Source organism: Acidithiobacillus caldus ATCC 51756 (assembly GCF_000175575.2).
Lineage (GTDB): Bacteria > Pseudomonadota > Gammaproteobacteria > Acidithiobacillales > Acidithiobacillaceae > Acidithiobacillus_A > Acidithiobacillus_A caldus.
The window spans coordinates 270,690-283,052 of record NZ_CP005986.1 but is presented as its reverse complement, the minus strand read 5'-3'; the positions used below and the strand labels follow the sequence as shown (position 1 = coordinate 283,052).

The following is a 12,363-nucleotide window of genomic DNA, read 5'->3' as shown; positions in this document are numbered from 1 at the left end:
GCACGCCTTGCTGTGGGCCGCTTCAACGGCTGGGCTGCGGTGGCTCCTTGGGGACAAACCGGAGTGCGGCGGAATTGAGGCAGTAGCGCAAACCCGTAGGCGGCGGACCGTCCGGAAAGACGTGCCCAAGGTGGCTGTCGCAGCGGGCGCAACGGATTTCCGTACGCACCATTGCGTGGCTGTAATCCGTGATTTCCTTCAGATGGTCCGGAGCAAAGGGAGCGACAAAACTCGGCCATCCCGTTCCCGATTCAAATTTGTCGGCGCTACGAAAAAGCGGTAGGCCGCAGAGCACGCAGCAATAATCGCCTTCCCGCTTCTCGTGCAGTAGACCGCCACAAAAGGGGGTCTCCGTACCGTGCTCGAAGAGGATGTGGCGCACTGGAGCGGGAAGATCGCGAGCCAGTTCGGCGCGCCGCTTGGGATCCAGAGGGCCAAGATCGTAACCGGCGGAAGAGGTGGGCATGAGTGTCTACTCCTGGCTCGGGGTCCTGAGAAACTGGGGAAAGATACGCCGCAGACTGATCGCTTTGGGACGCGCCACCGCACAGATATACGGCTGATCCGGATGGCGATGGGCATAATCCTGATGGTAGGCCTCGGCGGGGTAAAAAGTCGCTGGCCCCTCGATGGCGGTGACGATGGGTCCGGTAAAGAGCCCGCTGCGCTCCAACTGCGCGATGTAGGCCCGGGCGACGCGCTCCTGGGCCGGATTCAGCGGGAAAATGGCCGAGCGATACTGAGGACCGATATCGTTGCCCTGCCGATCCTTCTGGGTCGGGTCGTGGGCCACCCCAAAAAACACCTGCAGGATACGACCGTAACTCAGTTGGCCGGGGTCGAAATCGATGCGCAGTGCCTCGGCATGGCCGGTCCGACCGCTGCAGACCCGCTCATAGTGGGCATCCTCCGCCGCCCCACCGCAGTAACCCGAGGTCAGCGCCTGCACGCCACGGAGTTCCCGGTAGACTGCCTCCACGCACCAGAAACAGCCGCCGGCGAGGATGGCCTGCGCCGGCGCCGAGGCGGCTTCCTCATCCCACTCAGGGGGTGGTGTAGCAACGGCCATGGTCGGGCTCTCCCACAGGATTGACGAACACCGGACGAGATCTCAGGATAGCGCGGATTTTCCGCCGACGGCAAACGAGGCGCCCATGAGCGAACACGGTCTGCACACCCACGCCCCGCACGAAGAGGCCCTGCACCATGGGGCGGGATCGGGTCACAGTCTCGGGCAATGGGTGGCCATATTCACGGCCATCCTCGCCGCCTTCGGCGCCGTGGTGAGCTACCAGGGCAGCCACCTCATGAACGAGGTTCTGCTCTACAAAAACGAGGCGGTGCTGGAAAAGGCCCGCGCCACCGACCAGTGGAACTACTACCAGGCCGTGAGCACCAAACTGCACCTGCTGGAACTGGGCAGCACCCTGGACCCCGACAAGGCACGGCAATTTGCCCCCAAGATCCAGAAATATACCGAACAAAAGAGCGCCATCCTGGAGAAGGCGCGCACCCTCGAGGCGCAGTCGGCCAAGGCCGATGCCGAATCGGCCCGACTCAACCGGCCGCACAACGATATGGAAATCGCCATGATCTTTCTGCAGATCGCCATTTCCCTGGCCTCCATCACCGCCCTGACCCGCCGCACCTGGCTCTTTGGCCTGGGTATCCTCAGTGCCTTGGGCGGTATCGGCCTCTGGGCCGCTGCCATGCTGGCCATCTGAGCCGAATTCGCCTTGACCCCAGAACAGGGCCGCCCGATAATGGCGACCCTGTTCGCGTGACAGGTCTGGGGGTGTAGCTCAGCCGGTAGAGCAGCGGCCTTTTAAGCCGTGGGTCATGGGTTCGAATCCCATCGCTCCCACCATATCCAATCCGCTAAAGACTGGACACCGTCCCAAAGCTCGGGCGGCACCTCCTCCCGCCACAATCACTTTCGTGCGCCGCAGAGGCGTCCATGCCTGCGGCTGCAGACCCTAGGGGGTGGGCCAGCGCGCCGCCTCCGGGTCCATCCAGACTTCGGCACCGGCGCCCAGCTGCGCCGCCGGGAGGGGCTCTCCAGCGCGCCAGCGGGAAATCGCCGCGGCTTTGGCGGCACCCGTGACCACAAAAAAGCGTTTACGGCTGCGGAGCAGTCGCCAACCGCTCAAGGTGATACGTCGCGGCGGCGGTTTGGCGGCATTGTCCACGGCCAGGACGGCTGGTGCACCCGCATCCAAGCCTAAGGCGTGTCCGGGGAAAAGGCTGGCGCAGTGGCCGTCCTCGCCAAGACCCAGCAACACCAGATCGAAGTCCTGCGGCGGTAGAATCCGGGCGTAAGCGACCGCAGCTGCTTCTGGATCGTCGACCAGCGCCAAGCGGTGGTGCTGCTGCGCGGGGATGGGCACCTTTCCCGTCCATTGCGCCTCTACCATGCTGTCGTTGCGCTCGGGGTGGCCTGGTGGTAGGTAGCGCTCGTCGCCATAGTACAGGTGCCAGTCCTGCCAGCGGCGACCGAGCTGCGGCAGACGTGCGTAGGTCGACGCTGGCGTGTGCCCCCCCGCCAGAACGAGGTGAAAGGCGCCGCGCTGGGCAATGGACTCCGCCGCGATGCGGGCGATGGCCTCCGCCAGAGCCTGCGCCAAATGGTCGGCATCGCGGTGGATGTGCCAGTTGGGCGTAGCGAGGGCCATCAGATACCCTGCGCCCCCAGGACGTGGCCGATGAGCGTGGTAGCCGCCAGGGACAAGGTACCCCAGAAGAGGACCCGCAGGGCACCGCGCCACATGGGTGCACCACCGGCGCGGGCAGCGACGGCACCAAGGATCGCCAGCAATACGAGCGTGACCACGAAGAGCAGGGGCAAGACCATCGCCCGGGGCGCCAGGGCCGCTGCCAGCACCGGGAAGATGGCCCCCGCGGCAAAGGAGAGGGCCGAGGCGCCGGCGGCCTGGATGGGGCGCGCCTGCGCCATTTCCGTCAATCCCAGCTCATCGCGGGCGTGGCTGCCCAGGGCGTCGTGCTCCATGAGCTGGGCGGCCACCTGCCGCGCCAGATCTTCGTCGAGGCCGCGCTTTACGTAGATGTGGGTGAGTTCCAGCAGTTCCATTTCGGGGTTCTTGCGCAGTTCCCGGGCCTCGATGGCCAGATCGGCAGCCTGGGTATCGGCCTGGGAACTGACCGAAACGTACTCCCCGGCCGCCATGGAAAAGGCGCCAGCAGCCAGGGCGGCGACACCGGTAAGCACCAGTTGTTGCGCGCCCATGCTACTTGCCGCAACACCGGTGAGGAGCGCCGCCGTCGAGAGCAGGCCATCGTTGGCACCGAGGACGCTGGCGCGCAGCCAGCCTACCTGCTCGTGGTGGTGATGTTCGTGGTGCTCGTGGTGCATGGCTTCCTGCCGGCGCACACTGCGGGCATCGAGGGCGGCGCTTTGCGGTTCGGACGTCATGACGAAACCCTCCCTGAGCGTCTGTCCTACCAGTTTAGGAGGCTCTGGACCTTGGGTCCAGCGCATTGCGGTGCTAGGCTGTCGCCATCGCTTTGTGCTCCGAGGACCATCACCATGGCCGGACTGGAAGACTGGGTCGGCAATACCCCCCTCTGCCTCTTGCAGCGCCTGCATCGGCCTGGCCGGGTGCGGGTTTTCGCCAAGCTCGAAGGCAACAATCCGGCGGGCTCCGTCAAGGATCGCGCCGCTACCCACATGATCCGCCGCGCCCTGGATCGTGGGCGCATCGTTCCCGGAACGCGCCTGATCGAGCCCACCAGTGGTAACACGGGCATCGCCCTGGCCATGGCCGCCAGCATCCGCGGGCTCCCCATTACCCTGATCATGCCGGAAAACATGAGCATCGAACGACGTCAGGTCATGCGGGCCTTCGGCGCCGACATTCTCCTCACCCCCGCCACACAGGGAATGGAGGGCGCCATCGAGCGCGCCCGCGCCATGGTCGCTGCCGGAGAAGGCGTCATGCTCGACCAGTTTTCCAATCCCGACAATCCCGAGGCCCACTACCTCAGCACGGGTCCGGAGATCTGGCGCGACACCCGCGGCAGCGTCACCCATTTCGTCTCGGCCATGGGTACCACCGGGACCATCATGGGCACCTCCCGCTATCTGCGGGAGGTCCGTCCGGACATCTGCATCGTCGGCGTGCAACCCCGGGAGGGATCGCAGATTCCGGGCATCCGGCGCTGGCCTGCGGCCTATCTGCCTGCCATCTACGATGCCTCCCGCGTCGACCGTATCCTCGACGTGGGTCAGGATGAGGCGGAGGAGATGACGCGGCGGCTGGCGCGGGAGGAGGGCATACTCGCCGGCATTTCCTCGGGCGGCGCCATGGTCGCGGCCTTGCGGGTCGCCGCCGAGCTGGATGCCGGCACCATCGTCAGCATCGTTTGCGACCGCGGTGACCGCTATCTCTCCACCGGCGTTTTCCCTGCCTGAGCCCATCGTGCGCCGCTGGGGAGCGCTTCTCGCCGTCCTCGGCCTCGGTCTCTCGCATGGTTGCGCCCAGGCCCGTGCCACCATCTTGGAGCTCCGCGCCCAGAGCATCACGGGACCGGGTTTTTCATTGCAGCAGCCGCGCCTTCGGCTGCATACACTCGGGCACGGGGGTGAGCGCATCGACCTCTCCAGCGCCGCCCTGCAGTTCGGACGACACGGTGGTTGGCAGCAGGCGACCTTCGCCTGCACTCTGCACACCAGTGGCCCTTGGCGCTGCGACGCCGGTACGGGCCAGATCCTGTCCCGGGCCTACGGGCCCTTGTCCCTGCATTTTAGCGGTGCCATCGCCGCCCTGAACGGCGCGGCCGGGATGCAGCTCACGCTGCGAGGCAAACGGGCGGGGGACTGGCGTGGGCAGTGGCAGAGTACGGCGGGCGGTACATGGCATGGTCACCTGCAGGGGCAGGCCCCGGCCCAGACTTGGCTCGCTTCGTTGCTACCACCACACTGGCACAGCAGCGGCACTCTGGTCGTGACGGGGCAGGCTCAGGGGGCCTCCTGGCATGAGCTCAGTATTGCCGCCGTGGACGTAGAGGCACACAATCTCGGCTGGCAGAGCCCGGATGGGCTGCAGGCGGCGGAGCATGGCAGGGCAAGTCTGCGGGTGGTCGCCATGCACGCTACCGACTGGCGCGGCAGTGCCGTCTTGCACTGGCAGAAGGGTGCGCTCCTCTGGACTCCCTGGTTTGCCGAGGCACCCAAGGAAGGACCCGTCCAACTGTCCAGCAACTGGTTGGTGGGAAAGGGTTTCTGGGAGCTGCGCGACGGCGAGCTGCGCTGGCCCGGCCTCGGGCAGGCGGGCTTTCGTGCAGGGCGTATGGGAAGGCAACCTTTGGCTTGGTCCCTGGATGCCCGGGAGGTGCAGATGCGGCCCTTCTACGCCCAGTGGATCCGCCCGATCCTGAGCACCGGCAGCGTGCCGGCACGTCTGGACGCCGCCGGTGTCGCCGAGATCGCCCTGCGCTTCGGGCCGGGTCTGCGCTCTGCGCGCTGGCGCTGGCGCGACGGGGCCCTGACAGATCCGCGCGGGTACTTGCGCATCGACGGCATCTCCAGTTCCGGCCACTGGTCTGCCACCGGTCCCGGGCGGGCGGGTCTGAACTGGCGCGAAGGGGCGGTGTACGCGCTGCCCTTTGGCGCCCTGGATGGCGACTTCACCCTGGGTCCACATACGCTGGAGTCGCGCTCCCCCATGCAGGTTGCCCTGCTCGGCGGCAGCATTGGCCTGCGCAATCTGCGCGCCAGTTGGCGAACGGGCCGTCTTTCCCTACGCATGAATGGCGCCCTCCACGATCTGCAGCTGGCGCCCCTGACCCGCGATCTGGGTTGGCCCCCCTTCAGCGGGACACTGTCGGCGAGCCTTCCGCAACTGGCCTATGCCGATGGCCGCCTGAGCACCGATGGCACCCTGGCGGCGCAGGTCTTTGGCGGGCAGGTGGAGGTGCGGGATCTGGCCATCTCCCACTTTCTGGGGACGGCGCCGGTCCTGACGGCGGACATCCGTCTGCACCGCCTGCATCTGCGACCCATGACGGACGTTTTCCATTTTGGCTACATCAACGGCGCTCTGGATGGCTATATCCACCACCTCGTGCTCCTGGACTGGCGGCCGGTGAGCTTCGATGCCCGCCTCTACTCCCAGCGCGAGCCCGGCCTGGAGCAGGAGATCAGCGCGACGGCTATCGAAAACCTGAGCCGCCTGGGCGGTGGCGGTGGTATCGGAGGCTTGTTCCAGGGCCTGTATCTGCGGCTTTTCAAGACCTTTCACTACGAAAAACTGGGCATGGGTGTCCGCCTCACGGATGGCGTTGCCGAGCTTTCGGGTATCGGTGGCGCGGAAGATGCCGAGAAAAGCGATCATTTCACCCTCCTGCAGGGCGCGGGACTGCCCAGGGTGAACATCGTGGGGTACAATCGCCGCACGCAGTGGAGTGAGCTGGTGTCCCGGCTGCTGGCTGCCATCCGCGGCGAGACGCCCATACAAGGAGGACCCTAGGTGGAAAACCGTCTGAAAACAGTGCGTCGCTTGGCTCAGAGTGTAACGCGGAGCCTACTGGGTCTGGCCATGGTCGCCCTGCTCTCGGCCTGTGTCACCGTCAATATCTATTTCCCCGCGGCGGCGGCGCAGAAGCTCGCGGATCAGGTCGTGGAACAGGTCTACCGTGCCGCGGAAAAGGGTAAGGTGGAGGTTCACGAGAAGGGCACGGCACCCGCCGCTCCCGCCACCCCCAGCGCCAGCGGGCGCAGTGCGGTCGCTCCGGCGCCTTCGGCCTGGCTCCGGCCATCTCCGGCGGCTCCCTGGTGGGAACGCGGTGCCGGCGCCCTGGCCAACACCGTCTTCACGAGTTTCAGCGGCACGGCGCGCGCGGCCGCCGACCTCAATGCCTCCAGCCCTGGTGTCGTGGCGGCCCGCGCCGAGCTCGAGTCCCTGGCGGCGCAGATGCAGCCCTATTTTGTCAGCGGAGCCGTAGGCTACACCAACGCCGGACTGGTCGCGGTACACGATGCCGATGCCGTTTCCCTCGCCCAGCGCGCCGCCCTGCCGGGTCTCGTCGCCAGCTACAATCGAGCGCTCGGCAACCTCTATCAGCAGATCGCCGACGCCAACGGTCATCCGGAGTGGAAAGCGCAGATCCAGGAAACCTTCGCCCAGGCCTGGATCCGCAAGGCACCCCCGGGATACTGGTATCAGACGGCCGGCGGGGCTTGGCAGCGCAAGTGATTTTCTCCCTCCAGCCGCGGTACCGGCAGCATGACCGGGGTACCTTTGCCGTCGATGTCTGAGGCCCAGTCGTGACCCGCCCCAAGCCCCTGCGGGACATGCCGGTGGAGCGCGTCCACATCACCGGCTTGGATGGCGAGGGTACGGGTGTGGCCCGTGTCGACGGCAAGGTGCTCTTCGTCGCCGGGGCCCTGCCCGGGGAGTGTGTCCGGGTTCGCCGCTACGAGGGTACGCCGCGCTACGACCGGGCGCGGGTCGTGGAGGTGGAACGGGCTTCATCCCAGCGGGTCACGCCGCCCTGTGCCCACGCGGGCGTCTGCGGTGGCTGCAGCCTGCAGCACCTCGAGCCCGGCGCCCAGATAGCCGTCAAGCAAAGGCATCTGGAGGATCAGCTCCAGCACATCGGGCGGGTACGCCCGGCGCGCATCCTGCCACCCATCCAGGGGCCCAGCCTGCACTACCGCAGCAAGGCACGCTTGTCGGTGCGGGTGCCCAAGACCCGCGGTGCTCTGGTGGGCTTTCGCGAGTACCACTCGAGCTTCGTCGCGGCCATGGAAAGTTGCCCTGTGCTGGATCCGCGGGTGGGCGAGCGCATTCTCGACCTGCGTGCTCTGGTGGCCCGCCTCCAGCGCCCCGCAGCCATTCCCCAGTGGGAGATAGCCTGCACCGACGCGCACGCCGTCCTCATCCTGCGCCACCTGGACGCCCTGAGCCGTAGCGATCTGCGCCTTCTGCAGGGCTTCGCGGACGCCCACGGTCTGCGTATCCTGCTCCAGGGAGGCGGCCCCGAGAGCCTGCAAGCCTTGCCTGGGGAGGACGTGCCAGAGCTCGAATATGCCCTGCCGGAGTTCGACCTGCGCCTGCGCTTTCAGCCCTTGGGTTTCATCCAGGTCAACCCGTGGATCAACCCAGTCCTGGTACGGCGCGCCATGGCCTTGCTGGCGCCGGAGCCCGGTGAGGAAATCGTCGATCTTTTCTGCGGACTCGGCAACTTCACGCTGCCCATGGCGCGCCTCGGCGCGCGCGCCCTGGGAGTAGAAGGAGATACCCGCCTGGTTGCCCAGGCACGGTTCAACGCCGAACTCAACGGACTCGCTGCGCGTGCCCATTTCATCGCAGCGGATCTCACCCAGACGGCCCTGGCCGACCTCCCGGGCGCCGCCGGCGTACGCAAGATGCTCATCGATCCACCGCGTTCTGGCGCCATCGAGATCCTGAAAGGCATCGGTCCCGCCCTGCGGCGCCTAGTATACGTCTCCTGCAATCCCGATACCCTCGCTCGCGACAGTGCCTATCTCGTGCAACAACAGGGCTTTCGTCTGGAGGCGGCGGGTATCGTCAATATGTTTCCACACACGGCGCATGTCGAATCCGTTGCCCTTTTCACCCGCTGAAAGGACCTGGCTCTGGGTGGACGCCCGCCGGCAACGGGTGGAATTGCGCTGTGGCGGCACGACCCTCTGGTGGGGGCCCGCCTCCACCGCCCGCGCCGGGCTCGGTGAAGTACGCGACAGCGCCTGCACCCCGCGCGGCTGGCATGAGGTGCGGGCGCGCATCGGCGCCGGCCTGCCAGCCACGGCCATCCTGCGCGGACGCCGCTGGACGGGTCGCTGCTGGTCCGCCGCCGACGGTACGGACGCGGACTGGATTCTGGGCCGGATTCTCTGGCTTTCGGGACTCGAGCCGGGGCGCAACCGCGGCGGTGTGGTGGACACCTTTCGCCGTTACATCTACCTGCACGGAACGGCGCAGCGCCAGAAGCTCGGAACGGCCGCATCGGCTGGCTGCGTTCGTCTGGCACCGGAGGATATCTGCGCGCTCTTCGATCTTTGTCCGGCGGGGCTGCCCGTCTACATCGGCCTTGCTCCTCCCAGTTCGCCACCACCGCCTCGGAGAACCTGAATGTCCTGGTTGCATTTGCCGCGCTGGCGCCGTGGTCTGGATGTCTTCAACCCCAAGAATTTTGAAAGCGTCACCTTTGCCGCCTTTCTCGCCTGGGTAGGACTTGGCGCCGACGCCCTGTCGTCGTCGGCCTATGGTCCACCGGAGATCTATTACGCCCTCAAGGGACACGAATATCTCTCGGTCATCCTGGCCATCGGCATCCCCTTGACGGTCTTCATCATCGCCGCCGGTTACCGGCAGGTCATTTCCCTCTTTCCGGAAGGCGGGGGTGGCTACCATACCGCCACGACCCTGCTCCATCCGCTGGCGGGACTGGTGAGCGGTTCGGCGCTCATCATCGACTATATACTCACCGCTGCCATTTCCGTCGCCTCCGGGACCGAGGCCGTATTGAGCCTGCTGCCAGGCAGCTGGTACGCCTGGCGGATACCCATCGACATCGGCATCCTCCTCTTCCTGGTGATGATCAATCTGCGTGGGGCCAAGGAATCCATCAAGATCCTTTTACCCATTTTTCTGGGCTTCATAGTCAGCCATATCCTCGTGCTGGGCTGGGGACTATTCTCGCACCTGCCGCAACTGCCACAGGTGGCTCAGGATACGGTCCGCAGCACCCAGAGCGATCTCGGTCATTTTGGCCTGCTCTTCATCATCGCCCTGGTATTACGCGCCTTCAGCATGGGGGGAGGTACCTACACCGGCCTCGAAGCCGTTGCCAATGGCGTCCACATGCTGCGCGAGCCGCGCGCACAGACGGGTCGTCGCGCCATGAATTATCTGGCCATTTCCCTGTCCCTGGTGGCAGGCAGCCTGATCTTTCTGTATCTGCTTTACCACGTTCAAATCGTGCACGGGCAGACCCTCAATGCCGTGCTCTATCGCAGCATCACCGAGCACTGGACCGTGGGTGGCCTGCACCTGGCGCCGGCGGCCCTTTGGTTCACTCTGCTCACCGAAGGGCTGCTCCTCTTCGTTGGCGCCAACAACGGTATCATCACCGCGCCCATCGTCATGGCCAACATGGCGGTGGACCGCTGGTTGCCCGAACGCTTTTCCTATCTGTCGGACCGCTTCGTCGCCCGCAACGGTGTCCTCCTCATCGGCGCGGCGGCCATCGCCATCCTCCTGGCCACCGGCGGGCAGGTACGGGTGCTGGTGGTGCTCTACAGTATCAACGTGTTCATCACCTTTACCCTGACCATGGCGGGGCTCTCCCGCCACTGGTGGGGTCAGCGCGGGCAGCATCCGGCCTGGGCCAAACGCCTGGTGGTGAGCAGCATCGGGCTCGTGGTGACGGCATCCATCCTGCTCATCACCATCTTTGAGAAGTTCGATGCCGGCGGCTGGTTTACCCTCCTCGTCACCGGCATCGTCATCGTCCTTGCCTGGTTCATCTATCGCCACTATCAGGAGCTCGGCAAACTCACCCGCGAACTGGACGAGACCATGCTCGATATCGTCCCCGAAGATATCCAGCCGGGCCCGCCCCTGCCTCTGGACCCGCGCGCCAATACCGCCGTCTTTTTCGTGCATCGCTTCGACGGTCTGGGCCTGCACACGCTGCTGACGGCACACCGCATGGTGGGCGGTTTCGTCAAGAACTACGTTTTTCTCCTGGCCGGAATCGTTGGCCAGGGTGAATTCAAGGGCCGCAAGGCCGTAGAGCAACTCAAGGTCTATGTCGAGACTGAGGGCAACCAGTACGTGGCCTTCTGCCGCAGTCAGGGCATGCCCGCCACCTGGTTCGCCACCTACGGCACCGACCGCATCCAGGCCATGGAAGAATTGGCCAACGTGGCCATACGCTACTTCCCGCAAAGCATCTTCTTTGCTGGGCGGGTGATCGATTCCAAGCACCGTAATGCCATCTGGAGCATCCTCCACGACGAGGTCAGCTTCATCATCCAGGATCGCCTGCAGCACGATGGCTTCAGCATGATGATCGTCCCCGTACACGTGCATGGGTTCAGCAGTCAGCTGACCAGCATCTCCCTGCCCATCTCCATGCCCCCGGACCTCGAGCTGGTACAGGCCGATCCTGCCCGGAGCAAGCCCAGCTCGGAACCCCAATCCCATGACCCAGCCTTCCGCAGTTAAACCGGTAGTCCTGCCCCGCGGTCCACTCATGGTGGACCTGGGGGGCAGCGAGCTGGACGCTGCCGAGCGCGAGCTCCTGCAAGATCCGGCCATCGGCGGCGTCATCCTTTTCGCCCGTAACTGTCTGTCGGCCCTGCAGGTGGCAGAGCTTTGTCGGGAGATACGGGCCTTGCGCCAGCCACCGTTGCTCATCGGCATCGATCAGGAGGGCGGGCGGGTGCAGCGCCTGCGCGAGGGCGTTACCCGCTTTCCACCGCAGCGCGCTCTGGGACGTCTGGCCGAGGCGGAAGGGATCGAGAGCGCCATCGATCTTGCCCGCGACTGGGGTCGACTGCTTGCCGCTGAGTTGCGCGATCTGGGTATCGACCTCGATTTTACGCCCTGTGTGGATATCGACTGGGGAGTTTCCGAGGTCATTGGCGATCGGGCCCTGAGCGACCGGCCAGAGTGGGTAGCGCAGTTGGCAGGAGCGCTATGGTCTGGCCTGCAGGAACAGGGCCTTGCCGGTGTCGCCAAGCATTTTCCGGGACACGGCGCAGTGACGGCGGATTCGCACACCAGCCTGCCCGAAGACCTCCGTCCCTGGCCACTGCTGCAAGCGGATCTGAAGCCTTTTCGTACCCTCATCGCTGCCGGCATCCCCGCCATCATGCCGGCGCACTGCCTCTACCCCGCCGTCGACCCCAGAAACCCCGCAGGCTTCTCGCGCCGCTGGTTGCAGGACATCCTCCGTGGGGAATTGGGCTTTCACGGAATCCTCGTCAGTGACGACCTGGTCATGGCCGGGGCGGCGGTGGTGGGGGGCATGGCCGAGCGCGTGCACGCGGCCCAGAGCGCGGGTGCCGAACTGCTGCTGGTCTGCAACGACCGGCAGGCAGTGGAGGAATCCCTGGCGGTCCTGCATCGCGGTGACCTGCCTGCGCCGCGACTGGAAAACCTTTCCGCTCGCCCGGCGACATCACCGCTCAGCCCCGCTGCGCGGGATGCGATCCGGACACGCCTTGCCAAGCTCTGAGGCATGGCCCGCCATGCACGGGGCAAGCGCTTGTTTTTCCCGGGGCAACAGGTAGAATACGCGCTCACCTTTTTTCCGGTGTCTCCTTGTTCGGACGATCGGCGTCCGGACTCCCCGTGAACCGTAAGGAGCTTT

The 12,363-nt window shown here is 65.7% G+C and carries 12 protein-coding genes and 1 tRNA gene; 9 read left to right on the top strand and 4 right to left on the bottom strand.

Annotated elements, in window-relative coordinates:
• Positions 1-22: 22 nt before the first annotated feature.
• The gene (gene msrB, locus ACAty_RS01440; protein WP_004870257.1) at positions 23-466 is read right to left on the bottom strand and encodes a peptide-methionine (R)-S-oxide reductase MsrB; all 444 of its coding nucleotides are present in this window, start codon (positions 464-466) and stop codon (positions 23-25) included.
• A 6-nt stretch (positions 467-472) separates the two neighbouring features.
• Complete coding sequence (gene msrA, locus ACAty_RS01435; RefSeq protein ID WP_004870254.1) at positions 473-1,069, bottom strand: peptide-methionine (S)-S-oxide reductase MsrA; 597 nt, start codon at positions 1,067-1,069, stop codon at positions 473-475.
• An 85-nt stretch (positions 1,070-1,154) separates the two neighbouring features.
• On the opposite strand from msrA, the gene ACAty_RS01430 reads away from it, so the two are divergent.
• Together ACAty_RS01430 and ACAty_RS01425 are read left to right on the top strand one after the other, a co-directional pair.
• Positions 1,155-1,724 (top strand): DUF4337 domain-containing protein, encoded by a 570-nt coding sequence (locus tag ACAty_RS01430; RefSeq protein WP_004870251.1) that lies wholly within the window; start codon positions 1,155-1,157, stop codon positions 1,722-1,724.
• A gap of 67 nt (positions 1,725-1,791) precedes the next feature.
• Positions 1,792-1,867: transfer RNA gene (locus ACAty_RS01425), tRNA-Lys, on the top strand.
• 109 nt (positions 1,868-1,976) lie between these two features.
• Here ACAty_RS01425 and pgl read toward each other — a convergent pair.
• Both pgl and ACAty_RS01415 read right to left on the bottom strand, forming a co-directional pair.
• Entirely contained in the window at positions 1,977-2,672 is a 696-nt protein-coding gene (gene pgl, locus ACAty_RS01420) for a 6-phosphogluconolactonase (RefSeq protein WP_004870248.1), read from the bottom strand.
• Entirely contained in the window at positions 2,672-3,430 is a 759-nt protein-coding gene (locus tag ACAty_RS01415) for a VIT1/CCC1 transporter family protein (protein WP_004870244.1), read from the bottom strand. Before ACAty_RS01415 ends, pgl begins: the two co-directional genes overlap by 1 nt.
• Positions 3,431-3,544: 114 nt before the next feature.
• Here ACAty_RS01415 and cysM point away from each other — a divergent pair, with 114 nt between their 5' ends.
• From cysM to nagZ, 7 genes are all read left to right on the top strand, one after another.
• Complete coding sequence (gene cysM, locus ACAty_RS01410; RefSeq protein ID WP_004870241.1) at positions 3,545-4,429, top strand: cysteine synthase CysM; 885 nt, start codon at positions 3,545-3,547, stop codon at positions 4,427-4,429.
• The gene (locus ACAty_RS01405; protein WP_051620723.1) at positions 4,392-6,485 is read left to right on the top strand and encodes a hypothetical protein; all 2,094 of its coding nucleotides are present in this window, start codon (positions 4,392-4,394) and stop codon (positions 6,483-6,485) included. Before cysM ends, ACAty_RS01405 begins: the two co-directional genes overlap by 38 nt.
• Positions 6,486-7,211, top strand: a complete 726-nt coding sequence (locus tag ACAty_RS15145) for a DUF1318 domain-containing protein (protein WP_004870236.1) — start codon at positions 6,486-6,488, stop codon at positions 7,209-7,211. It abuts the gene before it with no gap.
• 71 nt (positions 7,212-7,282) lie between these two features.
• Entirely contained in the window at positions 7,283-8,605 is a 1,323-nt protein-coding gene (gene rlmD / locus ACAty_RS01395; protein ID WP_004870233.1) for a 23S rRNA (uracil(1939)-C(5))-methyltransferase RlmD, read from the top strand.
• A gap of 16 nt (positions 8,606-8,621) precedes the next feature.
• A complete protein-coding gene (locus ACAty_RS01390; RefSeq protein ID WP_004870231.1) occupies positions 8,622-9,113 on the top strand; it encodes a L,D-transpeptidase in 492 nt (163 codons plus the stop codon).
• Complete coding sequence (locus tag ACAty_RS01385) at positions 9,114-11,213, top strand: APC family permease (protein ID WP_004870229.1); 2,100 nt, start codon at positions 9,114-9,116, stop codon at positions 11,211-11,213.
• Positions 11,191-12,228: a beta-N-acetylhexosaminidase gene (gene nagZ, locus ACAty_RS01380; RefSeq protein WP_226047721.1), complete on the top strand. Its 1,038-nt coding sequence runs from the start codon at positions 11,191-11,193 to the stop codon at positions 12,226-12,228. Before ACAty_RS01385 ends, nagZ begins: the two co-directional genes overlap by 23 nt.
• The last annotated feature ends 135 nt before the right edge of the window (positions 12,229-12,363 follow it).